Here is a 24,888-nt window from a genome sequence, read left to right on the forward strand (position 1 = left end):
CGGCTAGCCGAAGAACACCCCCACCTCCGCGTACAGTTCCGGGTTCACGGTCTTCAGGCGGGCCGTTGCCTGGGCGATCGGTACACGGACTATGTCCGTGCCGCGCAGGGCGACCATCGTGCCGAAGTCGCCCTCGTGGACGGCGTCGATCGCGTGCAGGCCGAAGCGGGTGGCGAGCCAGCGGTCGAAGGCGCTCGGGGTGCCGCCGCGCTGGACGTGGCCGAGGACCGTCGTACGGGCCTCCTTCCCCGTCCGGCGCTCGATCTCCTTGGCGAGCCACTCGCCGACGCCGGACAGCCGGACGTGTCCGAAGGAGTCCAGCGAGCCGTCCTTCAGGACCGCCTCGCCGTCCTTCGGCATCGCGCCCTCGGCGACGACCACGATCGGCGCGTAGGAGGAGCGGAAGCGGGAGGTCACCCAGGCGCAGACCTGGTCGACGTCGAAGCGCTGCTCGGGGATGAGGATGACGTTGGCGCCGCCGGCCAGGCCCGAGTGCAGGGCGATCCAGCCGGCGTGCCGGCCCATCACCTCGACGACCAGGACCCGCATATGGGACTCGGCGGTGGTGTGCAGGCGGTCGATGGCCTCGGTGGCGATGCCGACGGCGGTGTCGAAGCCGAAGGTGTAGTCGGTGGCGGAGAGGTCGTTGTCGATGGTCTTCGGGACGCCGACGCAGGGGATCTCGTGGTCGTCGGAGAGCCGGGCGGCGACGCCGAGGGTGTCCTCGCCGCCGATCGTGATCAGCGCCTCGATGCGCTGCGCGGCCAGGGTCTCCCTGATGCGGGCGACGCCGTCCTCCTCCTTGAGCGGGTTGGTCCGCGAGGAGCCGAGGATGGTGCCGCCCCGGGGCAGGATGCCGCGCACGGCGGGAATGTCGAGGGGGACCGACCTGCCGTCCAGGAGACCCCGCCAGCCGTCCCGGAACCCGGTGAACTCATGGCCGTACTCCTGGACGCCCTTGCGGACGACGGCCCGGATGACGGCGTTGAGGCCGGGGCAGTCCCCGCCACCGGTCAGTACTCCGACGCGCATGGACGAGTCCCTTCGCCGTGAGCCGTGGCTGCCTGACGCAGTGTCAGTGTCGCGCGCGCCTCACTCGTCGTCGAGGCCTCGTTCGATGGCGTACCGGACGAGTTCCACCCTGTTGTGCAGTTGCAGCTTGCCGAGGGTGTTCTGGACGTGGTTCTGGACCGTGCGGTGGGAGATGACGAGGCGTTCGGCGATCTGCTTGTAGCTCAGGCCCTTGGCGACCAGCCGCAGCACCTCGGTCTCGCGGTCGGTCAGCCGGGGCGCGTCGGACGCGTCGCCGCCGCCGGTGGCGGGGCCGGGGTCGGAGGCGAGCCGGCGGTACTCGCCGAGGACCAGTCCGGCCAGGCCCGGGGTGAACACCGGGTCGCCGACGGCCGTGCGGCGCACCGCGTCCAACAGCTCGTCCGTGGACGCCGACTTCAGCAGGTAGCCGGTCGCACCGGACTTCACCGCCTCCAGCACGTCGGCGTGCTCACCGCTCGCCGACAGCACGAGGACCCGCAGGGCGGGATCGGCGGCGACGACCTCCTTGCACACCTGGACGCCCGGCTTCGCGGGCAGGTTCAGGTCGAGCACCAGTACGTCGGGCGTGGTGGCCTTGGCGCGGCGTACGGCCTGCTCGCCGTCGCCGGCGGTGGCGACGACGTCGAGGCCGGCCTCGGCCAGGTCCCGGGCGACCGCGTCGCGCCACATGGGGTGGTCGTCGACCACCATGACCTTGATCGGATCCTGCTGCCTGCTCATCGCTGTCCCGCCTTCCCCCGTCGCACGTTCTGCTCCTTCGGCACCGTCAGTTCGACCTCCGTGCCCTGGCCCGGTGTCGAGATCAGCTCGGCGCTGCCGCCGAGGTCGCGCAGCCGGCCCCGGATCGACTGGGCGACCCCGAGCCGCCCCTCGCCCTCGGCCTGCGCGAGCCGCCCCTCCGGGATGCCGGGCCCGTCGTCCCGGACGGTGACGATCACCTCGTCCGGCTCGTCCTCGACCAGGATCCAGGCCCGGGCGTCCGGACCGGCGTGCCTGCGTACGTTGTCCAGGGCGGCCCCGACGGCGGCGGCCAGCTCCCTCGCGGCGGGCGCGGGCAGCAGCACCGGGGCGCCGGGCTCGGCGAGGTTGACGCGGGCGGCGGCGAAGGGGGCGAGCAGCGCGCGCAGGTCGACGGGAGCGTCCGAGTCGTCCCCGGTGTCCTCGTCCACGACGCGTACGACGGCCCCCTCGGCCTCGTCCTCCGACACCCGGGAGACCGGTACGAGCCCGCCGGAGACCAGGGTGCGCAGCGCGACCTCCTGTTCGCCGGCCATCCGGCCAAGCTCGCCCGCCTCGCCGCCCAGGACCGCGCCGCGCCGCTGCACCATGGCCAGCACCTGGAGCACGCCGTCGTGGATGTCCCGGGCGAGGCGCTCCCGTTCCCTGGTGGCGGCCTCGATCTCCAGGGCGCGGGCGAGGGTGCGCTCGGAGGCGCGGGCGACCTCGACGACGTAGCCGATGGCGATGGAGGCGACCCAGACGAGGATCACGTTGTGCACGGTGTCGCGGGCCGGGTGGCCGCGCTCGATCAGGTTGGCGACGGCGACGGGCGTGGAGGCGAACGCGGCCCAGCGCCAGCCGCCCTTGATGGCGAACGCGAGGACCGACCCGGCCGTCCATATCGACGGCAGCGTGGGTCCGCCGTGGTCGATGAACCCGTCGTTTACGACCAGCGGGGTCAGGACGATGCCGGTGAGCGCGACGGCGAGGTCGACGGCGAGGAATCGTTTCGTGCAGGCCGCCGCGTTCTGCACCCGGGGCAGGGTGGCGAGCGTCCAGACGAAGAGGACGGCGAAGTAGGCGATGGCGATGCCGGGCCGGTCGAAGTTCTCGTAGACGGCGGCGAACAGGCCGACCGCGTACAGCATCGTCAGCACCCGGTAGCCGGCGAGCGCGCGCCACAGCGGCAGCTCGACCGACATCCTCATGACTCTCTCGCGCCTGGCCATCCGTCCGGTCCCCCCGCCCGCCCCGCCCCCGAAGCGCCGACTACTGGGCTTCTCTTCCTTCTGCTTCTTCTGTTTCTGCTTCTTCTGTTTCTTCTTCTGCCGCTGCTTCCGCTTCTTCTTTTTCCTTCTTGGCCTGGTCCTTCTCGGCCTGCGCGAGCACCGCCTTGGCGGCCTTCTCCGCTTCCCTGTCGGCCTTCGCCGCGTCCGCGATCTGCCGCTTGGCGGCGGTCGCGTAGATGTCGACGTACTCCTGGCCGGAGAGCTTCATGATCTCGTACATGACCTCGTCGGTCACCGCGCGCAGGACGAAGCGGTCGTGGTCCATGCCGTGGTAGCGGCTGAAGTCCAGCGGCTTGCCGATGCGGATGCCGGGCCGCATGAGCTTCGGCATGACCTGTCCCGGGGGCTGGATCTTCTCCGTGTCGATCATGGCGACCGGTATCACGGGCGCGCCGGTGGCGAGCGCCACGCGGGCGAGGCCGCCCGGTTTGCCGCGGTAGAGGCGGCCGTCGGGCGAGCGGGTGCCCTCCGGGTAGATGCCGAACAGTTCGCCGCGCTCCAGCACGTCCATGCCGCTCTTGACGGCGGCCTCGCCGGCGCCGCGCGCGCCCGAGCGGTCCACGGGGAGCTGGCCGACGCCCTTGAAGAAGGCCGCCGTCAGCCGGCCCTTCACGCCGGGCGTGGTGAAGTACTCGGCCTTCGCGATGAAGGTGACCTTGCGGTCGAGGATCGCGGGCAGGAAGAACGAGTCGGAGAACGACAGGTGGTTGCTCGCCAGGATCGCGGGGCCCTCGGCGGGGATGTGCTCGAGGCCTTCCACCCAGGGTCTGAAGGTGACCTTCAGCGGTCCCCCGATAGCGACCTTCATCGCGCCGTACAACAAGCGAGTGCCTCCTGTGTGTGTCATCAGACCTTATCCCGGAGTGTCGGCAATGGCTCCGACGACCCTGGTCGGTGTCAGTGGGGTCGCGTACGGTGAAGCACACGTCCCTCCCACGAAGAACAGACGAAGAACAGGAGACCGAAGTTGCCGGTCCTTCCTGGAGCCGAGCCGTACCGCCATGAGGGCGGGGAGGTCGGGGTCCTCCTGTGTCACGGCTTCACCGGTTCCCCGCAGTCGCTGCGGCCCTGGGCGCGCCATCTGGCCGGGCAGGGTCTGACCGTCTCGCTGCCCCTGCTGCCGGGGCACGGCACGCGCTGGGAGGACATGGCGCTCACCGGCTGGCAGGACTGGTACGCGGAGGTGGACCGCGAGTTGTGCGCCCTGCGCGGCCGTTGCGCGCGCGTGTTCGTGGCCGGTCTGTCGATGGGCGGCGCGCTGGCCCTGCGGCTGGCCGCGAAGCACGGCGAGGGCGGAGGCGGGGCGGCGGGCCTGGGCGGGGTCGAGGGCGTCATCGTCGTCAACCCGGCGAACAAGGTGCACGGGCTGTCCGCGTACGCCCTTCCGGTGGCCCGCCATCTCGTCCGGACGACGAAGGGGATCGCGAGCGACATCGCGAAGGACGGCGTCTCGGAGACCGGGTACGACCGGGTGCCGCTGCACTCGGCGCACTCCCTGCGGACCTTCCTGCGGCTGGTCGACGCCGAGCTGCCGCAGGTCACCCAGCCGCTGCTGCTCCTGCGCAGCGTGCACGACCACGTCGTACCGCCGGCCGACTCGGCCCGGGTCCTCAGCCGGGTGTCGTCGACGGACGTGACCGAGATCCTGCTGGAACAGAGCTACCACGTGGCAACGTTGGACCACGATGCGGACCGGATCTTCGAGGAGAGCTACGCGTTCATCGCCCGGATCGCGCCCAGTGTCGGCAAGGAAGGGACGGCCGTAGGTGGCTGAGCACGACTCCGACCGCGAGGACCGGGAGAACCGGGACGAGCGGGAAGGCCGGGACGGCCTGGACGGCCCGGATGCCCGTACGGGCCGCGAGCCGGAGGAGCAGAGCGTGCCCTTCGACGAGGCCGCCGCGTGGGCGGCGATCGTCGCGGGGTACGGCGAGGAGCCGGTGGACCCGCCGGGCGCGAAGCCGTTCAAGTCGGTCGAGGACCTGGCGCTCCTCGAGGTCGGGACGAACGGCGAGGAGTCCGGGGCGGACTCGGTGGCGGAATCCGGGGCGGAATCCGGCAAAGAGCCCGAGAAGGACCCCGACGAGGAGAAGAAACCGGCCAAGCCGCTGGGCAGCTCGATCGCCTTCGCGCCGGGCGTCGGCCCGCGCGACTACGCGGCTCCCGAGCCCGTGGAGGAGGACTTCGACGAGGACGACGAGGGCCACTTCGTCCCGCCGGAGCCGCCGCCGCTGCCCGCCGCCGACACCACGGCCAAGTTCGCCTGGCTCGGGGTGATCGGCGGGCCGGTGCTGCTGCTGCTCGCGGTGCTGCTGGGCTGGGAGATGACGTGGTGGCTGTCGACCGTCTGCATCGGCGGCTTCCTCGGCGGGTTCGCCACGCTGGTGGCGCGGATGCGGCCGGACGACGAGGACGAAGAGGGGCCGGGGCGGGGAGCGGTCGTCTAGCCGACAGGGATCTGGCCGACAGGGATCTGGCCGACAGGGATTCTGAGGGCGGCCAGCACCGGGAGGTGGTCCGTGGCCGCCCTCAAGTCGCTCCCGGTGACTCCCGGGAGCTCGTTCGGCACGCCGCAGCCCAGTACGCGTACGTCCCTCGTCGCGAAGATTCCGTCGATACGGCGGTCCGGCCCGGTGGACGGGAACGTGTGCTCGGCGCCCCAGGGTGCGGCCGTGCGGCAGTCCTGGAGACCGGCTGCCAGGCGGGCGAAGGTGCGGCCCTGTGGTCTCTCGTTGATGTCGCCGCCCACGACCGCGTGCTCCACGCCCATCCCGGCGAGCCGGTCGAGGAGCAGGCCGCCCTGGTCGTGGCGCTCGTCGCGGTCGAGGCTGAGGTGGCAACTGACGACGCCCAGGCGGGCGCCCGCGAAGCGGACGACGGCGGTGGCCAGCCCGCGGCGGAACTCGCCGCGGGTGAGGGGCAGGAGGACGTCCTCGGTGCGTTCGACGGTCGCCCTCAGCGAGCAGAGGATCGCGGGGCCGGCCGCTGTTCCGCCGCCGGTGAGGATCACCTGGCCGGTGGCCGCGGCCAGGCGGGCCAGTTTCTTGCGCCAGCGGAAGAAGAGGGGGGATTCCTGGAGGAGGACCAGGTCGGGGGCGCAGGCGGTGATGACGCGGGCGAGGGCGTCGGTGTCGTCCCGCAGGGAGCGGATGTTGTAGCTCAGGACCCGGATGACGGCCGAACCGTCGGACTCGGTGCGGGAGTTGGGGAGCGGCGGCATGGTGATCAATTTACGCCTATTGGGGTGGGGCGCGAGGATTGTGCGCGAGTGCCGGTTCGTTGTGGCTTGTCGCGCCCACGCGGCGGAGCCGCATGTCGATACAGCCCCGCGCCCCTGAGGGGCCCTACATGATGGGGTCGGGTTCCCTCGCCAGGTCCGCCGCGCCCACCAAGCCTGCCTCGTTGCCCAGTTGGGCGGCGATCACCTCGGCGACCGGGCGCCAGTTGCCGCCGACCAGCCAGCGTTTGTAGGACTTGCGGATCGGGTCCAGGACCAGTTCGCCCTCGTCGGAGAGGCCGCCGCCGACGATGAAGGCGGACGGGTCGAAGAGGGAGGCCAGGTCGGCGAGGCCGGCGCCGGCCCAGCGGGCGAGTTCGCGGTAGGAGTCGACGGCGACCGCGTCGCCCTTGCGGGCGGCCATGGAGATGTGTTTGCCCTCGATGCCCTCGGGGCTGCCGTCGCCCAGGCCGAGCAGGAGTTCGGCGTTCTCCGGGGTGGCCTTGGCGCGCTGCTTGGCGTAGCGCACGAGGGCGCGGCCGGAGGCGTACTGCTCCCAGCAGCCCTGCGAGCCGCAGCCGCACAGCAGGCCGTCCGGCACCATGCGGATGTGGCCGAACTCGGCGGCGACGCCGAAGTGGCCGCGGCGCAGCTTGTTGCCGATGATGATGCCGCCGCCGAGGCCGGTGCCGAGGGTGATGCAGATGACGTTGCGGTGGCCCTTGCCGGCGCCGAACTTGTACTCGCCCCAGGCGGCGGCGTTGGCGTCGTTCTCGACGACGACCGGGAGGCCGACGCGGGCCTCGACCTTCTGCTGGAGCGGCTCGTTGCGCCAGTCGATGTTGGGGGCGAAGTAGACCGTGGAGCGCTGGCGGTCGACGTAGCCGGCGGCGCCGATGCCCACGCCGACGATCTCGTGCCCGGCGCGCGCGCCCTCGACGGCGGAGACGATGGCGTCGACGATGCCCTCGGGCGTGCCCGGGGTCGGCACCTTGTGGGTCGAGAGGATGTTGCCTTCCTCGTCGACCACACCGGCCGCGATCTTCGTGCCGCCGATGTCGACGCCGATGGTGAGTCCCATGAATCCCTCAGTTTCGGTCGAGCCCCGCTACGGCCAACCGTACCCGAGGCCCTGCCGCGGGAGGGCCTCAGTCCAGGTCGATGCGCTGGCCGGGACCGGTGTCGTCGCCGCCGTCGCGGCCCGGGCGACGGGGGTCCTCGCGCGGGTCGTCCGCCCCGGTCGTCCAGCGTCGTTCCTGGGTCTGGACGGCGGAGCGGTAGGCGGCGAGGAGCTCGGTGCCGGCGGCGGCGAGGTGGTCGAAGACGTCCGGGTTGCGCTCGATGACGGGATCCACGGCGGCCTTCGCCTGCTGGACGACCTGGCGGACCACCTGCTGGGCGGCCGGCCCGGCGACCGCCCCGAGCAGCGGGGACTGGATCGACGACAGTTTCTCGCCGACCGCGTCGACGAACCTGCGCAGTTCCTCGGCGGCCGAGCCCGGGGGCGGGCCGTGCCGGTCGCGGCGGCGGGCCTTCTCCGCCGCCAGGTCCTCGGCGGTGGCGGTGGCCCAGGCGTCGGCATCGCTCACGCGGGGCTCTTCGTCGACGGGCTCTGTCCCGGCGGGCTCCCCGGCGGCGTCGGGCGTGGGGCGCTCTTCGCTCATGACGGACTCCTGACGACTCCAGGCGGGTCCCGATGGACGCCGCCCGCTCACGGCTCGTCTCTACGACGTTACCCGAACGGCGGTACGGCGTTCATCGTGCCCGCGTCATCGGGCCTGCGGCCACAGCCCGGGATCGGGCGCGAACCGCACGCACAGCTCGCCGTCGCGCAGGGCGGCGCCGTCGACGGTGCAGCGGCGCAGGACGGAGGGCAGCGCGACGATGCGGCGGAACGGCCCGGCGGTGACGACGAGTTCGTCGCCGCGGCGGACGAGGTCCAGCTCGTCGCGCAGGGCGCCGGGCAGCGGCAGGTGCCAGACGAGCACGCCGTCCTGCGCGAGCCGGTCGGCGACGGGCCACTCGACCGGGGAGGTGTCCGGGTTGACGCCGGGCACCGCGAGGGCGGCGAGGTCGTCGGCGCCGCGGGGGTCGTGCCCGAGGTGGGAGACGGGGCGCGCGGCCTCGCCCCACTCCCCCAGGGCCTTGCGCTGCTGGGTGACGAGCCGGCCGAGCCATCCGTCGTCGGCGGCCGTCTCCGGCAGGACGCGGTTGGCGACGAGGGACTCGACGGGCAGGGCGCGCAGGGCGAGGCCGAGGCGGGCCTCGCGGACGGCGTCGGCGCCGGCCGGTCCGGGCTCGGCGACGAGGCGGACGGCGGTGTCGCGGTCGGCGAGGACGGCCTCGACGGCGGCCAGCTCCAGGTCCCAGCGGGCGGTCGTCTCGTACAGCCACTCGGCGGGCATCGGGACGCCGGCGAGGCGGCCGAGCATGGGGCGCAGGGCGCGGGCGGCCTGCCGTTCCGGCGGGAGCAGGCGGCGCAGGTAGCGGCGCAGTTCCTCGGGGAGGGCCAGCAGGGCGAGGGCCTGTGCGACGGGCGGCAGGTCGACGACGAGGAGGTCGTGCGTCTCGGAGAGGGCCGCGTCCCGCAGTGCGCGCAGGAGGGTGAGCTCCTCGGCGCCGGGGAGGGGGGTGACCTCCTCCGGGTCGAGCCGGGAGGCGCCGAGCAGGTCGAGGACGGTGGTGGCGCGGTCCTGGAAGGCGGTCAGGTCGTCCCGGAAGCCGGCCGTCGCGTCGGGGCGCCAGGCGGTGAGGTGCGGGGTGACCCTGACGGGGCTCGCCCCGGTGGGCGTCCCGAGTGCCGCGCCGAGGGTGTCGGTGCGGTCGGCGCTGAGCACGAGGGTGCGGGTGCCTCCGGCGGCCGCGTGGTGCGCGGTGGCGGCCGCGACTGTCGTACGGCCGCTGCCGCCGGGGCCGGTGATCAGGAGGGTGCGCATGAGGGTGAACCGTAACCGAGGAGGGGTGGGGCCTTGACCGACTTCTCCCCGACCTACTTCTCCCCGGGATCCCCCGACTCCACGCGCTTCTTCAGGCCCGCGAGCGCGCGGTCGATGATGACCTTCTCCGCCTTGCGCTTGATCATGCCCAGCATGGGGATCTTGACGTCCACCGTGAGCTGGTAGGTGACCTCGGTCGCGCCCGCGCCGGCCGGCTTGAGGAGGTAGGAGCCGTCGAGCTGGCGCAGCATCTGGGACTTCACCAGCGTCCAGGACACCTCGTACTCGCCGGTCCAGGTGTAGCCGAGGACCTGGTCGTCCTTGATGGCGCCGGCGTCCATGACCAGGCGGACCTGCTCGGCGCGGCCCTGCCCGTCCGTCTCGAGGATCTCGGCCTGCTTCACCTCTCCGGTCCAGTCCGGGTAGCGGGCGAAGTCGGCGATCACCGCCATGACGTCGGCCGGTGCCGCCTCGATCGTGATGCTCGAGCTGGTGTGTTCCGCCATCGCGGTGGCTCCTCCAGATGCGGGCCGGTACGTGCGGGCCGGTGCGTGTGTGCAGCGTGTTCGTGCGGGAAGCGTCTTCGTGCGTGCAGCGTGAAGGCTACCGCGCGCCCGACCAGCCGCCTTCACCCGGAGTCAGGTCGCCGCTCCCGTCCCTCCCGTCACCACTCCAGCGCCCACGGTTTGCCGCTGCCCGCGAAGTGCCCGACGTTGACGCATTCGGTGGCCCCGATCCGCATCCGGGGGGCGAGCGGCTGGTGGACGTGGCCGAAGAGCGAGTAGCGGGGCCGGGTGCGGCGGATGGCGTCCAGCAGGGCGCGGCTGCCCCGTTCGAAGCGGCGCGCCACGGTGTCGTAGACGAGTTCCGGCACCTCGGGCGGGATGTGGGTGCACAGCACGTCGACCTCGCCGACGGCCTCGACCTTCGCCGCGTACTCCTCGTCGCTGATCTCGTACGGGGTGCGCATGGGCGTCCTGAGGCCGCCGCCCACGAAGCCGAAGACCCGGCCGCCGATCTCCACCCGCTCGCCGTCGAGGACGGTCGTGCCCGGTCCGGCGAACTCCGGCCACAGTTTCGGCATGTCGACGTTGCCGTAGGTCGCGTACGTCGGGGTCGGGAACGCCGGGAACAGCTCGGCGTACTGCTTGCGGACCGCCTGCTCGATCAGTGCGGCCCGGTCGCCGCCGACGCCGCCCCACAGCCGGGCGCCGAGTTCGCGGGCCTCCTCGAAGCGGCGGGCGGTGCGCAGTCCGACGATGAGGTCGGCGTTCGCCACGCCGAAGAGGTCGGGGAAGATGCCGCGGGAGTGGTCGGCGTAGTCGAGGAACAGCACCAGGTCGCCCAGACAGATCAGCGCGTCCGCGCCTTCTCCGGCCCGGGCCAGGTCGCGCGCGTTGCCGTGCACGTCGCTGACCACGTGAATGCGTGTTCTGTGGTTACCGGACGGTGTGGGTGCCATGTCGATCAAGGGTAAGCGTGTGCGGCACACGTGAACAGTGGCCGCCCGGATACCGGTTACTGGCCAGTCAGTAAAGCGGTGGACTACTGTCACCCGGGAAACACCAATCTGTGTGACGCAGCGAACATCTCGTCGGACCCCCCTGTCGAAGAGGCCATACCGGCGGGTAACGTCCGGGCAGTCCAGTCGTGCTCAGGATTTCGAACACTCACCGGGACACCTGAGCACAGCCCGAGCCTTGGACCGCACCGTCGCATCACACAACGTCGTGGCGCCGGCGCCCTATGAGGAGCAGCAGTCTTGCGCGAGTTCAGCCTTCCGGCTTTGTACGAGGTCCCTGCGGACGGCAACCTGACCGACATCGTCCGCAGAAACGCCGCGCAGCATCCCGACGTCGCCGTCATCGCCCGCAAGGTGGGCGGCGCCTGGCAGGACGTGACGGCCACGGCCTTCCTGGCCGAGGTGCAGGCCGCCGCCAAGGGCCTCATCGCCTCCGGTGTCCAGCCCGGCGACCGGGTCGGCCTGATGTCGCGCACCCGCTACGAGTGGACGCTGCTCGACTTCGCGATCTGGTGCGCGGGCGCGGTCACCGTCCCGGTGTACGAGACCAGCTCGGCGGAGCAGGTGCAGTGGATCCTCTCCGACTCGGGCGCCACCGCCATGATCGTCGAGCTGGACAACCACGCCGCCGCCGTCGAGTCGGTGCGTGACACGCTGCCCACGCTGAAGCACGTCTGGCAGATAGAGGCCGGGGGCGTCGAGGAGCTCGGGCGGCTCGGCAGGGACGTCTCCGACGAGGCCGTCGAGGAGCGCGGCTCGCAGGCCAAGGCCGACGACCCGGCGACCATCGTCTACACCTCCGGCACGACCGGCCGGCCCAAGGGCTGTGTGCTCACCCACCGCAGCTTCTTCGCCGAGTGCGGGAACGTCGTGGAGCGGCTGCGGCCGCTGTTCCGCACGGGCGAGTGCAGCGTGCTGCTGTTCCTGCCGCTGGCGCACGTCTTCGGCCGGCTGGTGCAGATCGCGCCGATGATGGCGCCGATCAGGCTGGGCACCGTCCCGGACATCAAGAACCTCACCGACGAGCTGGCGTCCTTCCGGCCGACGCTGATCCTGGGTGTGCCGCGGGTCTTCGAGAAGGTCTACAACTCGGCGCGAGCCAAGGCGCAGGCGGACGGCAAGGGCGCGATCTTCGACAAGGCGGCGGACACCGCGATCGCGTACAGCAAGGCGCTGGAGCTTCCGGCGGGCCCGCCGCTCGCTCTGAAGATCAAGCACAAGGTGTTCGACAAGCTGGTCTACGGCAAGCTGCGCGGGGTCCTCGGCGGCAAGGGCGAGTACGCGATCTCCGGCGGCGCCCCGCTGGGCGAGCGCCTGGGTCACTTCTTCCGCGGCATCGGTTTCACCGTCCTGGAGGGCTACGGCCTGACGGAGTCCTGCGCGGCCACCGCCTTCAACCCGTGGGACCGGCAGAAGATCGGCACGGTCGGCCAGCCGCTGCCGGGCTCGGTGGTGCGGATCGCGGACGACGGCGAGGTGCTGCTGCACGGCGAGCACCTGTTCAAGGAGTACTGGAACAACCCGGCGGCGACCGCCGAGGCGCTGGCCGACGGCTGGTTCCACACCGGTGACATCGGCACCCTCGACGAGGACGGCTATCTGCGGATCACCGGCCGCAAGAAGGAGATCATCGTCACCGCGGGCGGCAAGAACGTCGCCCCGGCCGTGATCGAGGACCGGATCCGCGCGCACGCGCTGGTCGCGGAGTGCATGGTGGTGGGCGACGGGCGGCCGTTCGTGGGCGCGCTGGTCACCATCGACGAGGAGTTCCTGGGTCGTTGGGCCGCCGACCACGGCAAGCCGGCGGACTCGACCGCGGCGTCGCTGCGCGACGACGCCGACCTGCAGGCCGCCGTCCAGTCGGCGATCGACGACGGCAACGCCGCGGTCTCGAAGGCGGAATCGGTGCGGAAGTTCCGCATTCTCTCCTCCCAGTTCACGGAGGACTCGGGCCATCTCACGCCGTCGCTGAAGCTCAAGCGCAACGTCGTGGCGAAGGACTACGCGGGCGAGATCGAGGCGATCTACTCCAAGTAGCCGCCCTCTCAGGTCTCTTGACGAACCGTCATGGCGCGGTGTCCTCCACGAGGACCCGCGCCATGATGCGTTCGGCGAGCGCGGTGATGGTGACGAACGGGTTCACGCCGATGTTGCCGGGCACCAGTGAGCCGTCGGTGACGTACAGCTTCGAATACCCCTTCACCCGGCCGTAGTTGTCGGTCGCCTTCCCCAACACGCAGCCGCCGAGCGGGTGGTAGGTGAAGTCGTCGGCGAAGACCTTGTTGCCTGAGCCGAAGAGGTCGTACCGGTAGATGGTGGAGTTCGCCGCGTTGATCCGGTCGAACAGCTTCTTCGCCATGGCGACGGAGACGGCGCTCTGGGCCGCGCTCCAGCCCAGTTGGACGCCCCCGCTCGCCGAGTCGTACGTGAACGCGGCCCGCTGCGGGTTCTTGGTGATCGCCAGATAGAGGCTGACCCAGTGCTCGAGTCCCGTGGGCAGCGGGGCGATCTCCGCGAAGACGGGGTTGGCGGTGTTGGCCCAGTCGTCGATGCCCATGACCGGCATGGTCGACTGGTTGGCGCCGACGGTGTCCCACAGGTGGTTGGCGCGCCCGAGCATCACGTTCCCGTTGGTGCCCCAGCCCGCCCCGACGGACCCGTCCAGCGCGGGCAGCGTGCCCGTGTCCCGTGCCCGGACGAGGAGTTCGCTGGTGCCGAGGCTGCCGCCGCCGAGGAAGAGGTAGGTGCAGCCGTACTGCTTGGTCTCGACGACCGCGCCGGTGTCGTCGATGCGGTCGGCGGTGAGGAGGTAACTCCCGTCGCTCGCACGGCTGATGGCACGCACCTTCTCCATGGTGTGGATCGTGACGTTGCCGGTGCCGAGCGCCGACGCCAGATACGTCTTGTCGAGGCTCTTCTTGCCGTGGTTGTTGCCGTAGATGACCTCCTGCCCGAGGGCCGACTTGGTGGCGGTGCCGGCGGCCTCGCGCTGCATGTAGCCGAAGTCGTAGACGCTGGGCACGAAGGTGGTCTTCAGGCCGGTGTTCGCCGCGTGCTTGCGGGAGACGCGGGTGAACCGGTACCAGTCGGTCGACTCGAACCAGGCGGGGTCGACGGTGTTGACGCCGAGCATGGCGCGGGCGCGCGGGAAGTACGTCGAGTACATCTCGGTCGCGTCGACGGTGGGGAACTGCTCGGCGAAGTAGGACTGGAGCGGGGTGACCGCCATCGAGCCGTTGACCAGGGAGCCGCCCCCGACCCCGCGCCCCACGAAGACGGACATGTCGGCGAAGTGCACGCGGTCCAGGACGCCCGGGTAGAGGTTGATGTCCTTGTTGACGACGTCCAGCCACAGGAAGGTGGCCAGCGGCGCCTCGGTGCGGGTCTTGAACCACATGGAGCGGGAGTCGGGGCCGGCGGTGTTGCAGAAGACCTTGCCGTCGGCGCCGGCCGTGTTCCACAGCCGGCCCATCTCGATCACGAGGGTGCGGATGCCGGCCTGGCCGAGGCGCAGGGCGGCGACGGCGGCGCCGTAGCCGGAGCCGACGACGACGGCGGGGGCGGACTCGACCGCGGCGGGCTCGTCCGCGCGGGCGGACTGCAGGCCCACGCGGGTGAAACCGAGAGTGGCCGCCGTCTGGAGGGCGGCCATACCAAGGATTTGACGTCTCGTCAGGTGATGCTGCGTCAGTTTGGCTGTCATGTGCGCAGCATCAGCGCAAATCCGTCGTCCGCCTAGAGCGCGAACGGAAAAGTCTAGAGCAATGTTCTCAGCCGCTCGGCGAGGAGATCCCAGCGCCATCGCTCCTCGACCCACTGCCGCCCCCGCTCCCCCATCCGGCGGCGCAGTTCGGCGTCCCCCAGCAGGACGGCGATCCGCTCGGCGACGTCGGCGGGGGCGCCGCCCCGTACGACCCACCCCGTCTCCCCGTCGAGGACGGCGTCCGGCGCGCCGCCCGAGTCCCCGGCGACCACGGGCAGCCCGGTCGCCGACGCCTCCAGGTAGACGATGCCGAGGCCCTCGACGTCGAGTCCGCCCCGGCGCGTCCGGCACGGCATCGCGAAGACGTCCCCGGCGCCGAAGTGGGCGGGCAGCTCCGACCAGTCCACGGCCCCGGTGAAGCGCACCGAGGCCGCCACCCCGCGCTCGTGGGCGAGCCTGCGCAGGTCCTTCTCGTAGGGGCCGCCCCCGACGATCAGCAGGACCGCGTCCGGCTCGGCGGCCAGGATCCGGGGCATGGCCAGGATCAGCGTGTCCTGCCCCTTGCGCGGCACCAGCCGCGAGACGCACACCACCACCGGCCGGCCCGTCAGCCCGAGCCGCGCGCGCACCGCTTCGCCGCCCGAGCCCGGGTGGAAGGTCTTCTCGTCGACGCCCGGCGGCAACTGCACCATCCGGCCGGCCGCCTCGGCGCTCAGCGCGGTCGCGATCCGCGAGCGGGTGTACTCGCCGAGGTAGGTGACGGTGTCCGTGACCTCGCCGATCCGGCCGAGGAGCTGCCGGGCGGCGGGCAACTGCGCCCACCCGGCCTCGTGCCCGTGCGTCGTCGCCACCAGCCGTTCGGCGCCCGCCCTGCGCAGCGCCGGCGCCATCAGCCCGAGCGGCGCGGCCGCCCCGAACCACACCGACGCGCACCCGTGCTCCCGCAGCAGCCCGACGGCCCGCCGGGTCACCCGGGGCGTCGGCAGCAGCATCGTCGTGGAGTCCCGTACGACGGTGAAGGGCTGCTCGGCGTCGAACGCGGCCGTCGCCCGGACGCCCTCGCGGGAACGCTTCCAGGTGGAGGCGTAGACGACGAGGCGGTCGGGGTCGAGGCGGAGTGCCATGTTGTGCAGGAACGCCTGGATGCCGCCCGGGCGGGGCGGGAAGTCGTTCGTCACGATCAGGGTCTTGTGCATAGCGGCCATCGCAGCCGACCTTATCCAAACGCCGCGCACAGCCGCGCGGGCCGCGCTTCACAGCTGTCCGGGGGATCATGGCCCCATGACGACGAAGGCCCCGAGACCGCCCCTGGCCTCGCCCTCGACCTCGCCCCTGCCCGCACCCCTGACGCCACTGCTGGCGACCTGGGGCGTGACCCGGCTGATCCTGCTGCTCTTCGTCTTCAAGGTGTTCCTCTTCCCCGGCCCGGACGTCACCACCGACGTCTCCGTCATCTACCAGGGCTGGTACGAGGTGCTGCGCACCGGAACGTTCCCGCAGGCCGACGTCACCTGGCAGTACCCGCCCGCCGCAGCCCTGGCGATCCTCTCCCCCGCCCTGCTCCCGTTCCTCGACTACGCGTCGGCCTTCTTCCTCCTGGCCTTCCTGGCCGACCTGGCCGTCCTCGTCCTGCTGCTGAACACGGGCCTGCGCCCCGGCCGGTCCCTGCGCGGCGCGTGGACCTGGGTGGCGGGCGTCCCGCTGCTCGGCCCGACCGTCTACTCCCGCTACGACGTCATGGTGACGGCGGTCGCGGTCGCCGCGCTGCTCGCCGGCGCCCGGCACCCCCGGGTGATGGGGGCGCTGACGGGTCTGGCGGCGCTGCTGAAGGTGTGGCCGGTGCTGCTCCTGGCGGGCGCGGTACGCCGCCGCGCCTGGACCACGGCGGCGCTGACGGCCGCCGCCCTGTCGCTGCTCTTCGCCCTCGCCATGCCGGGCGCCTTCGCCTTCCTCACCTTCCAGCGCGACCGGGGCACGGAGGTGGAGTCGCTGGGCGCCCTCGCCCTCCATGTGGCCCGCCAGTTCGGCTGGCGGGGCGAGGTTCTGATGAACTACGGCTCACTGGAGTTCCTCGGCCCGTACGTGGACGTGGTGAGCGATGTGTCCCTGGGGCTGACCGCGGTCGCGTTCGGCTGGCTGCTGCTGTGGCGGCTCCTGGCACGCCGCTTCACCCCGCACATGCTCGCCGACGCGGCGTTCACGGCGGTCCTGCTGTTCACGGTCACCAGCCGGGTCATCAGCCCCCAGTACCTGGTCTGGCTGATCGGCCTCGCGGCGGTCTGCCTCTGCTTCCGCGCCACCCGCATGACCCTGCCCGCCGCCCTGGTCCTGGCCGCGTCGTTCGTGACGGTCCTGGAGTTCCCGATCCTGTTCGAGGACGTCGTCACCAGCACCCCCCTGGGCGTCACCCTCCTGTTCCTCCGCAACGGGCTTCTGGCGGCCGCGACGCTGACCGCGGCCCGGCGGCTGTGGCGATCGACGGTGCCGGAGCCCGGGGCGCGCGCTCCACTCCCCGACCGGCCCGCCCTCGCCGACGAGCGGGCCGTCTCCTCCTGAGGCCGAGGAACTCAAGGGCACATCTTCGGTCAGCGCGGCTCTCGGATGCTGTCGATGATGCGGGTCCAGTTGTCGCCGCCGTGTCCGTTCTCGATCGCGCGCCGGTAGTGGGCCTGCACGGCCAGGGGGAGAGCGAGGTCGAGGCCGAGTGACGTGCTGGTCTCGACGATGTGGTCGGACGTCGCGCCCATCATGGTGACCGTGCTGAGGTCGCCGGGATGCCGGCCGGCGTCCAGCGCGGTGCCGGGGGCTTCCTCTCCGGCCCTCAGGATGGCGCCGATCGAGTCGGCGAAGGAGAGCAGCTCCGGCATTGTTTCCGTGGCCTTCATTCCTGCGGCGCCCAGCATCGCGGTGGCGTGCATCAGGGCGGACAGGCTGGTGAGGAACACCGCGAGCTGGGCTTGGTACATCATCTGGGCGAGGCCCGGATCCTCGCCCAGATGCTTGGGCGTGCCGAGGGGTGCCAGAACCGCCCGGTGGTTCTCCATCACGTCGTAGGGGCCGCTGTAGTAGACATGGGCCGCCTCCGTGCCGACCATCGGCGCCGGGGCCATGACACCACCGGTGAGGAAGGCGGCGCCGTGGCCCGCCGCCCAGGTCGCCGCCTCGCGGGTGCGGTCGGGCGTGTCCGAACTCAGGTTGACCAGTGTCCGGCCGGCGAGCGACGCGGTGGCGCCGCCGAGGATGTCGTACATCGCCTGGTAGTCGGTGAGGCTGAGGATCACCAAGTCACTCGCTTCGACCGCCTCGCCAGGTGTCGCCGCGAGCGTCGCCCCGTCGGCGACGACGCCGTCGGCCCGACCGGCCGTGCGGTTCCAGACGGTGACCCGGTGGCCGACGGTGAGGAGGGTGCGGGTCATCGCCTGCCCCATCGGCCCGAGTCCGATCACGGTGACGGCGCTGTCCTGGCTGGTGGCGGGGTTCTGTTGGTCATTCTGATGTTCGTTCAGTTGTCCGTTCAGTTGTTCGTTCACCCCTCCATCCTCGGAGAGCGCCACTACTCTCGGAAGTACCCACTTTTTTGTGTGGTACTTACCTTTTCGTAAGGGGATCAATGATGGCCAAAGCGCCGAGGCACGGGCCTTACATCTGCGGCATCGACGCCGCGCTCGACGTGGTGAGCGGCAAGTGGAAGGGACTGATCCTCTGGGAACTCGACGCCCATGGCGTACGCCGCTTCGCCGAACTCCGTCGCGGTCTGCCAGGAGTGAGCGAGAAGATGCTGACCCAGCACCTGCGTGAGATGGAGGAGGACGGACTCGTGCACCGGGAGGTCTACGCCCAGGTGCCGCCACGGGTGGAGTACTCCCTGACCGAGCACGGGCACACGCTCAACCAGGCTCTCGAGCCGCTCGGCGCCTGGGGCAGTGAACGGACGCGTCGCGAAGGCTTCGGAGTGGTCGACGTGGCCGAGACCTCACACGGCTGAGCACCGAGCATCCCGGCCACCGAGCGGCTCGCTCAGGCGAGTTGGGACCGCAGGTACTGCTGCCAGTCCGTCGTGAACTGGGACAGGGACGTGGCCAGGACGTTCGTCAGCGCGTCCTCGACCGCCCCCGCCCGTTCCCTGTGCTCGCCCACCGCCCGGTAGAACGCGTCCAGCTTCGCCTCGTCCCAGCGTTCGGCGATCATCCGGCAGGCCAGCCAGCCGCCCTCGTACGCCGAGGCCAGCCGGTTCGCGTCGCCGGCGAAACCGAAGTCGGCGTCGGTGGGGAGTGCCGCCGGGACGTCGCCGGCGGTGACGGCGTGCTGGAGTTCCGGGGCGGCCTCGGCGGGCGTGCGGCCGGTGTCGCGGTAGCCGACCCAGTCGGCGTAGCCCTCGGACAGCCACAGCGGGGTGGCGGCGTTGGTGTGGGCGCGGGTGGCGACATGAGTGGTCTCGTGGGTGAGGACCACCTGCCGGCCGACCCGCCCGAGCATGCCGTACGCGTCGGGGTTGACGATGACCCGGTCCGCGGGCGTCCTCGCCCCGCCGCCCGTCTCGCCCGTCGTCACCGCGGCGATCCCCCGGTAGGAGGAGGCGGGCGAGCCGAGCAGCGCCGCCATGCCCTCCAGCGACTTCGGTACGAGGACGACGACATGCCCGGCCCAGTCGGTGCCCCAGGCCGCCGACACCGCCGGGACGGCGTCGTCCGCCAGGTCCGCGAAGGACCGCAGCCGTGCGCCGGACTGGCCGACCCCCAGCACGAGACTGTGCGCGCCCCGGACGGCGCTCACCGTGCCCTGGTCCCACAGTTGCTCGCCGGTCTTCTTCGCGGGCTTCTCGGAGGTCACCGACCACCGGCCGGCCCCGCCACGGGCGAGGCCCAGGACGCGGGCCGTGGTCACCGGGGCCTTGTCGTAGCCGTCGACCCGGTAGCTCAGCTCGGCGTCGGCGGTGGCGGAGTCGGAGCCGCCGTCCCGGTGGACGGCCGTCACGCGGTACGACCAGGCCGCCAGCGGGACGGCCCGTACGGCGGCGTACCCGGCCGCGGTGCCGGTGGCCGCGTAGGCGCTCGCGTCATGGCCGAGGACCGCGGCGGCGCGCCGGTCCAGCACCCGCTGCACGTCGGCCCGCGCGCTGTCCGTCCCGGGGCGCCCGCCGCCGCAGCCGACCAGGGACACCAGCAGGGAGAGGAGCAGCGGGACGAGCAGCAGGCAGCGCCCCGGGACCCCGGAGCCGCGCGTCCGCCGTCGACCAGCCATCCACCCGATCGTACGGGGACCTCCCCGCACGGGCTGCGGTCAGGGCCTGGTGACGGACGACACCGGCATCATCCCGACCGGGTCGTACCGCACCGGCGCGCCCGGGTAGGGGGCGTGGATGACCTGGCCGTTGCCCACGTACATGCCGACATGGCTGGCGTCGGAGCGGTAGGTGACGATGTCGCCGGGCTGGGCCTGGGACAGCGGCACCCGGCGGCCCGCGTGCGCCTGGGCCTGCGAGGTGCGCGGCAGGGAGACGCCGGCCTGCGCGTACGACCACTGCATGAGGCCCGAACAGTCGAAGCCGGAGGGGCCGGTGGCGCCCCACACGTACGGCTTGCCGAGCGCGGAGCGGGCCGCGGCCAGCGCGGCGCCCGCCCGGCCCGACGCCGGGACGACGCCCGAGAGGTCGGGCATGTCCTCGCGGCCGGAACGGGAGGCCCGGTCGTAGTCGGCGCGTTCGGCGGACGGCAGGGAGTTGAGCAACCGCCGCGCCTTGGCGAGCTTCTGCTCCACGGTCCGCTTGTGGCTCACGACGGCCTTGCGGCTCTTCTCCAGCTCGGCGAGCCGACCGGCGGCCTCGGCGCGCTCCTGGGTCAACTCGCGCATGGCGCCCTGGAGTTCCTTCAGTTCACCGGCCTGGCGGGCGGTGATCCGGTCCAGGACGGACGCCTTGTCGAGGTAGTCCTCCGGGTCGTCGGAGAACAGCAGCGCCAGGGACGGGTCGAGACCGCCGGACCGGTACTGGGCGCCGGCCAGCGAACCGAGCCGCTCGCGCATGCCGTTGATGCGCTCCTGCTGCCGGGCGATGTGGTCCTGGGCGTCGCCGACCTGCTCGCGCAGCGTGCCGGCGCGTTCGTCGGCCTTGTTGTAGGCCTCGGTGGCGTTCTCGGCCTCTTCGTAGAGACGGTCCACCTCGGAGCGGGTGTCGTCGTGCGGCGCGGCCGTGGCCGGTACGGCGGAGACGGCGCCGAGTGCGGCGGCCGCGAGGGACAGCACGCTCAGGGCGCTGTAGGCGCCCCCGTTGAACCCGGACTGTGCAAGGCGGCGATGGGACCCCACGGGAAGCCGCGCTCCTTCCGCTGGCGGACAGGGAAACGCGGCAGACAGTAGCCCCGCGGCGGGGGGTCGGCCAAAGACCTCGGTGGGCACAGACAGTGACGCCCCGCCGCTGACGCAGGTCACCGGCGGGGCGTGGGGTCACTTCTCGTCGTCATGATTCGCCCGTTCGGGCGGCGTGGTGTCCCGATCTTGAGATTGATCGGACCCACGTTTCGGGGTTGATCAGACCCGGACGCCGAACATGAACGGGCCGCCGATCGTGCTCATCGACTCGTAGCGCACGACGGTTCCGGTGCGCGGGGCGTGCAGGATCTGGCCGTTGCCCGCGTAGAGGCCGACGTGGTGCAGGTCGTTGAAGAAGAACACCAGGTCGCCGACCTGGAGGTCGCTCTGCGAGTAGATGCGCGTCCCGGTGTTGGCCTGGGCCTCCGAGGTCCGCGGGATGCCGACGCCGGCCTGCGCGTAGGCCCAGGAGGTGAGGCCCGAGCAGTCGTAGGAGGACGGGCCGGTGGCGCCGTAGACGTACGGCGTGCCGATCTTGGACTGGGCGGCGGAGAACGCGGCGGCGGCGCGGCCGGAGGCGGAGCCGGTGTCCCCGAGGTCGACGCGCTCGGAGGAGGAGCGGCTCGCGCGGTCCTGGTCGGCGGCGAGGTCGGCCTTGTCCTTGGCCGTCAGCGTGTTGTAGAGCTCCCGCGCCTCGGCCAGCTTGCCCTGGACTTCCTTCTTCTTCTTGCCCAGTTCGGTGCGGGTGGAGGCGAGGTCCTTGAGCTTGGTGGACGCCTCGCTGCGCTCCTGGGCGAGCTCGCGCTGCTTCTCCTGGATCTTCTTCAGCGCCTCGACCTGCTGGGCGCTGAGCTGGTCGGCGGTGGACGCCTTGTCCAGGAAGTCGTCCGGATTCGAGGAGAGGAGGAGCTGCAGGGAGGAGTCGATGGAACCGGTGCGGTACTGGGCGGCGGCCGCCAGGCCTATGGAGTCGCGCAGTTCGTTGAGGTCCGCCTGCCCGCGGGCGACGTTGTCCTGGATGGTGGAGATCTCCTTCTGGAGCTTCTCCTGCTTCTCCTGGGCCCCGTTGTACTGCTCGGTGGCCTGCTCCGCCTCTTCGTAGAGCTTGTCGACCTTGGTCTTGACCTCGTCCTTGTTGAGCTTCTCGCTGGGCGCCGCGTTGGCGGCCTGGGAGCTCAGGACGACGGCAGCGGCGGCTGCGGTGGTCAGCACGGTCACGCGGGTGCGACTGGGCTGCTTCGGTCGACGGTGGGACGCCACGGAGACGGGCTCCTTCTTTTGAGTGATCACCCGTGTGGAGGTTCGAGGACCAAACCTTAGTGACCTTGCCGTGATCAGTTCAAATCCCCGGGCGAAAAAAACGCATCGCGCAACGCAGTTTTTTCACACAACTCACGTGCAGTGATGCACGATTGACACTACGTTGCGCGACGAATCCGCCAATTCGGTCATTAAACCTGAAACTTCAACGTTCAGGACAGTCGCTTCAGAAGTACCGCGGAAGCCACCGGCCGGGCGCCCGCCCTGGCGACCCCGTCGGCCACCTCGCGGTCGGTCGAGGCGACGATCACCGGCCGGCCGGGCGGCTCGGCCCGCACCAGTTGACGGATCAGCTCGTCGGCGGTCACGCCCGGCTTGGAGAACAGCACCCGCACCCCGCGCGGCGGCGCGAGGAGCACCGGAGCGGCCAGTTCTGCCCCGTCGAAGACGCAGGTGACCTCGGCGCCGGTCTGCGCGGCGAGCTGCGAGAGCTGCCCGAGGAGCCTGAGCCGCTGCTTCTCCAGCGGCATCTGCGGATAGCCGGTCTTGGTGACGTTGTAGCCGTCGACGACGAGATGCGCCTGCGGCAGCGCGAGAAGCTGGTCGAGGATGGCCGGATCGTGCTCCGACAGGGCGCGCGCCGCGATGTCCTTCGGGGTCATCCGGCCCGGTTCGACCGCGTCGACGGTCTCCGCCGGCCGTACCGACAGCGGCGGCAACGCCAGTTCCCGGCGCAGCCCCTGAGCCGCGTCGAGCACGGTGTCCAGCAGCAGCCGCAGCCGCATGTCCTCGACGCTGCGGCCCTCGCGCGCCGCCCGCCGGGTGGCCTCCAGGCTGCCTTCCACCTCGCCGAGCCGCGCCTTCAGCCGCCTGCTCTCGCTCTCCGCGGCGGACACCTGCGTCTGCCCCTCGGAGCGCACGGTCTCCATCTCGCCCTGCACCTTGCGCAGCGCGGCCTCACCGCGCTTGACGTCGCTGAGGGCCGAACGCAGCTTGCGGTGCAGCGACTCGGCCTCCTTCTTCGCCGCGTCCAGCTCCGTACGCAGCCGCTCGGTGTCGGTCCGGGTCTGCTCACGGGCCCGGTCGAGCTCCTCACGCAGCCGCTCCAGCTCGGCCCGGCTCTCTTCGCCGGCGCGCTCGGCGTCCGCCCGCTGGGCCTCCTCACCGGCCGCGGTGACCAGCTTCACCCAGCCCGTGGGCCGCAGCACATAGGCCGCGGCCGCAACGTCCAGCGGGTCCGCGGCCGGGGTCGGCGAGCCGGAGTCGAGAGCGCCGGACAGCTCCGGCTGACCCTCTCTGAACTTCTCGGCGATACGTTGCCGGAACAGCGGGTCGGTCTCCAGCGCCGCCGCCATCGCGGTGCCCGCGAACTTGGCCCGCCGGTTCGGCGCGAACCGGGCGTACTGGCGCAACTGGGCGGGCAGTTCGCCGACGGTCAGCCCGCCGAAGCCGTCGGAGACGATCTGCACGACTCTGCGCCGCACGCCGTCCGGCAGCGGACGGTCGAGCATCTCGGCGGCGCCGTCGCCCGGCCCCCCGCCTGCGCTCTCCACCATCCGTCACACCCCACATATCCGTGCGGGGCCGCCTCCCGTCAGGAGCCGGCGCCCGGCCGATCCACTAGTTCCACCTGGTCCACGGCGTTGCACCAGCGGCACCGCACCGACTCGATGGTCTCACTGACCACCTCGCGCTCCTCGACCTTCGGCTCGCCCGCGAGGTCGAGGTGCACGTACTCGACGACCTTCGACGAGCGCGTCACGTCGAACCGCGTGAGGTTGCCGCAGAGCGTGCAGCGCCACCGCGTCGCGGCGGTCGGCAGGGGAACCGTCATCGTGACTTTCCGCTCCTTCTAGTGTGATACGTCCGTCGTGCTTCCAGGGCCGGGTCGCGCCGGAGGCTCCCCCGTCCATGTGGCTCGTAACCCTACGGCCTGGCGGGTACCCGCCGCCCGTCCGTCCACGGCGGCGAGGCGGTCTGGGGATGGTGCGTCCCGTTACGTCATGCTCTGTGGTCATGATCGGCAACTGGAGCGGGACCGTCCGCAGAGCCCTCCGCAGCCCCTCGGCGCCGGTGACCTACGGACTGATCGCCCTGTGCTGTCTGGTCTTCCTGATCGGCCCGGGCTCGGGACTCGATCCGGCGTACGGCACCGGCGACGAACTGCTGGCCGCGCAGCGTGCCTACTTCCGGCGCTGGGGCGTGGTGCCCGCCGAGCTCTTCGAGGGCGCCCCCCGGGCCGCCCTGACCCCGGCCACGGCCCTCTTCGTCCACGGCAGCTGGGTGCATCTGCTGGGCAACATGATCTTCCTCTACGTCTTCGGGGCGCTGACCGAGGAGCGGATGGGCCGCGTCGAGTTCACGCTCTTCTACCTCGGCTGCGGCTACCTGGCCCTGCTGGGCTACGCCGCCGCCAACGCCGAGTCGTCGCAGTCCCTGGTCGGCGCCTCCGGGGCGATCTCCGCGGTCCTCGGCGCGTTCCTGTACCTGTTTCCCCGAGCGCGGGTGACCAGTCTCCTGCCGTTCCTGTTCTTCCTGCCGCTGCGCTTCCCGGCGTGGGTCGTACTGCCGTTCTGGGCGGCCCTGCAGTGGGTGGCGGCGGGGCAGGCGGCCCAGGGGCCGGGGGTGGCGTATCTGGCGCACCTGGTGGGCTTCGGCCTGGGGCTCGGCTACGCGTGGGCGCGTTTCGGCCGGCGGACGACCGGGGTGGTGCCGGACTCGGGGGCGGGCTGAGCGACCTCCGCCCCGATTCAACCGCGCCCCTGCGCGCGTCACACCGCTCATCCCCCTTTGTTCCGATCGATGCCCTCACCAACGACTCGACCACCGGGAAACAGATCCGTATTCATATCCGCAAGACCCAGTCGGCCGGTGGCCCGCAT

The 24,888-nt window shown here is 71.6% G+C and carries 24 protein-coding genes; 6 read left to right on the top strand and 18 right to left on the bottom strand.

The features are described from left to right. Nucleotides 1-3: 3 nt before the first annotated feature. The 4 genes from OG352_RS11275 to OG352_RS11290 are packed head-to-tail and all read right to left on the bottom strand — an operon-like array spanning nt 4 to nt 3,870. Nucleotides 4-1,032, bottom strand: coding sequence for a 6-phosphofructokinase (locus tag OG352_RS11275; RefSeq protein ID WP_329216445.1), 1,029 nt, complete (start codon nt 1,030-1,032; stop codon nt 4-6). Between the two features lie 60 nt (nt 1,033-1,092). Next, the gene (locus OG352_RS11280) at nt 1,093-1,773 is read right to left on the bottom strand and encodes a response regulator transcription factor (protein WP_329216447.1); all 681 of its coding nucleotides are present in this window, start codon (nt 1,771-1,773) and stop codon (nt 1,093-1,095) included. Then, nucleotides 1,770-3,002, bottom strand: coding sequence for a MacS family sensor histidine kinase (gene macS / locus OG352_RS11285; RefSeq protein WP_329216449.1), 1,233 nt, complete (start codon nt 3,000-3,002; stop codon nt 1,770-1,772). Before macS ends, OG352_RS11280 begins: the two co-directional genes overlap by 4 nt. A 40-nt stretch (nt 3,003-3,042) precedes the next feature. Then, on the bottom strand, nt 3,043-3,870 hold the full coding sequence (locus tag OG352_RS11290; protein WP_329216450.1) for a lysophospholipid acyltransferase family protein: 828 nt from the start codon (nt 3,868-3,870) through the stop codon (nt 3,043-3,045). A 159-nt stretch (nt 3,871-4,029) separates the two neighbouring features. Between OG352_RS11290 and OG352_RS11295 the strand changes: the two genes are divergently transcribed. Together OG352_RS11295 and OG352_RS11300 are read left to right on the top strand one after the other, a co-directional pair. Then, nucleotides 4,030-4,836: an alpha/beta hydrolase gene (locus tag OG352_RS11295; protein WP_329216452.1), complete on the top strand. Its 807-nt coding sequence runs from the start codon at nt 4,030-4,032 to the stop codon at nt 4,834-4,836. Further along, entirely contained in the window at nt 4,829-5,509 is a 681-nt protein-coding gene (locus tag OG352_RS11300; protein ID WP_329216454.1) for a hypothetical protein, read from the top strand. The genes OG352_RS11295 and OG352_RS11300 overlap by 8 nt, the downstream gene beginning before the upstream one ends. Here the strand turns inward: OG352_RS11300 and OG352_RS11305 are convergent. The 6 genes from OG352_RS11305 to OG352_RS11330 all read right to left on the bottom strand — a co-directional run bounded on the left by OG352_RS11305 (nt 5,506) and on the right by OG352_RS11330 (nt 10,635). Continuing rightward, a complete protein-coding gene (locus OG352_RS11305) occupies nt 5,506-6,282 on the bottom strand; it encodes an endonuclease/exonuclease/phosphatase family protein (protein ID WP_329216455.1) in 777 nt (258 codons plus the stop codon). The genes OG352_RS11300 and OG352_RS11305 overlap by 4 nt on opposite strands. 124 nt (nt 6,283-6,406) lie before the next feature. Then, nucleotides 6,407-7,360, bottom strand: a complete 954-nt coding sequence (locus tag OG352_RS11310; protein ID WP_329216456.1) for an ROK family glucokinase — start codon at nt 7,358-7,360, stop codon at nt 6,407-6,409. Between the two features lie 67 nt (nt 7,361-7,427). Beyond that, nucleotides 7,428-7,943 (bottom strand): DUF5304 domain-containing protein, encoded by a 516-nt coding sequence (locus OG352_RS11315; RefSeq protein WP_329216457.1) that lies wholly within the window; start codon nt 7,941-7,943, stop codon nt 7,428-7,430. Nucleotides 7,944-8,048: 105 nt separating this feature from the next. After that, the gene (locus tag OG352_RS11320; RefSeq protein ID WP_329216458.1) at nt 8,049-9,215 is read right to left on the bottom strand and encodes an ArsA family ATPase; all 1,167 of its coding nucleotides are present in this window, start codon (nt 9,213-9,215) and stop codon (nt 8,049-8,051) included. Between the two features lie 53 nt (nt 9,216-9,268). Next, entirely contained in the window at nt 9,269-9,721 is a 453-nt protein-coding gene (locus tag OG352_RS11325; protein ID WP_329216460.1) for an SRPBCC family protein, read from the bottom strand. 158 nt (nt 9,722-9,879) lie between these two features. After that, a complete protein-coding gene (locus tag OG352_RS11330; RefSeq protein WP_329216461.1) occupies nt 9,880-10,635 on the bottom strand; it encodes a metallophosphoesterase family protein in 756 nt (251 codons plus the stop codon). A 342-nt stretch (nt 10,636-10,977) separates the two neighbouring features. Between OG352_RS11330 and OG352_RS11335 the strand changes: the two genes are divergently transcribed. Beyond that, nucleotides 10,978-12,774 (top strand): AMP-dependent synthetase/ligase, encoded by a 1,797-nt coding sequence (locus OG352_RS11335; protein WP_329216463.1) that lies wholly within the window; start codon nt 10,978-10,980, stop codon nt 12,772-12,774. Nucleotides 12,775-12,802: 28 nt separating this feature from the next. Here the strand turns inward: OG352_RS11335 and OG352_RS11340 are convergent, their stop codons facing one another. Next, complete coding sequence (locus OG352_RS11340) at nt 12,803-14,389, bottom strand: GMC oxidoreductase (protein ID WP_329216465.1); 1,587 nt, start codon at nt 14,387-14,389, stop codon at nt 12,803-12,805. Between the two features lie 104 nt (nt 14,390-14,493). Continuing rightward, a complete protein-coding gene (locus OG352_RS11345) occupies nt 14,494-15,636 on the bottom strand; it encodes a glycosyltransferase family 4 protein (RefSeq protein WP_329223788.1) in 1,143 nt (380 codons plus the stop codon). A gap of 85 nt (nt 15,637-15,721) precedes the next feature. Between OG352_RS11345 and OG352_RS11350 the strand changes: the two genes are divergently transcribed. Then, nucleotides 15,722-16,996, top strand: a complete 1,275-nt coding sequence (locus OG352_RS11350) for a glycosyltransferase family 87 protein (protein WP_329216467.1) — start codon at nt 15,722-15,724, stop codon at nt 16,994-16,996. Between the two features lie 29 nt (nt 16,997-17,025). On the opposite strand, the gene OG352_RS11355 is transcribed toward OG352_RS11350, so the two are convergent. After that, nucleotides 17,026-17,946 (bottom strand): NAD(P)-dependent oxidoreductase, encoded by a 921-nt coding sequence (locus OG352_RS11355; RefSeq protein WP_329223789.1) that lies wholly within the window; start codon nt 17,944-17,946, stop codon nt 17,026-17,028. A 107-nt stretch (nt 17,947-18,053) separates the two neighbouring features. Between OG352_RS11355 and OG352_RS11360 the strand changes: the two genes are divergently transcribed. Then, the gene (locus OG352_RS11360) at nt 18,054-18,425 is read left to right on the top strand and encodes a winged helix-turn-helix transcriptional regulator (RefSeq protein WP_329216468.1); all 372 of its coding nucleotides are present in this window, start codon (nt 18,054-18,056) and stop codon (nt 18,423-18,425) included. Between the two features lie 32 nt (nt 18,426-18,457). Here the strand turns inward: OG352_RS11360 and OG352_RS11365 are convergent, their stop codons facing one another. The 5 genes from OG352_RS11365 to OG352_RS11385 form a co-directional block, all read right to left on the bottom strand. Beyond that, on the bottom strand, nt 18,458-19,681 hold the full coding sequence (locus OG352_RS11365) for a hypothetical protein (RefSeq protein ID WP_329216469.1): 1,224 nt from the start codon (nt 19,679-19,681) through the stop codon (nt 18,458-18,460). Nucleotides 19,682-19,720: 39 nt separating this feature from the next. Further along, the gene (locus tag OG352_RS11370) at nt 19,721-20,743 is read right to left on the bottom strand and encodes a C40 family peptidase (protein WP_329216470.1); all 1,023 of its coding nucleotides are present in this window, start codon (nt 20,741-20,743) and stop codon (nt 19,721-19,723) included. Between the two features lie 222 nt (nt 20,744-20,965). Continuing rightward, entirely contained in the window at nt 20,966-22,006 is a 1,041-nt protein-coding gene (locus OG352_RS11375) for a C40 family peptidase (protein WP_329216471.1), read from the bottom strand. Between the two features lie 212 nt (nt 22,007-22,218). After that, entirely contained in the window at nt 22,219-23,562 is a 1,344-nt protein-coding gene (locus OG352_RS11380; RefSeq protein ID WP_329216472.1) for an NYN domain-containing protein, read from the bottom strand. Between the two features lie 38 nt (nt 23,563-23,600). Further along, nucleotides 23,601-23,840: a hypothetical protein gene (locus tag OG352_RS11385; protein WP_020129990.1), complete on the bottom strand. Its 240-nt coding sequence runs from the start codon at nt 23,838-23,840 to the stop codon at nt 23,601-23,603. A 182-nt stretch (nt 23,841-24,022) separates the two neighbouring features. Here OG352_RS11385 and OG352_RS11390 point away from each other — a divergent pair, with 182 nt between their 5' ends. Then, nucleotides 24,023-24,739: a rhomboid family intramembrane serine protease gene (locus OG352_RS11390; protein ID WP_329216473.1), complete on the top strand. Its 717-nt coding sequence runs from the start codon at nt 24,023-24,025 to the stop codon at nt 24,737-24,739. Nucleotides 24,740-24,888 lie beyond the last annotated feature (149 nt).

Source organism: Streptomyces sp. NBC_01485 (assembly GCF_036227125.1).
Lineage (GTDB): Bacteria > Actinomycetota > Actinomycetes > Streptomycetales > Streptomycetaceae > Streptomyces.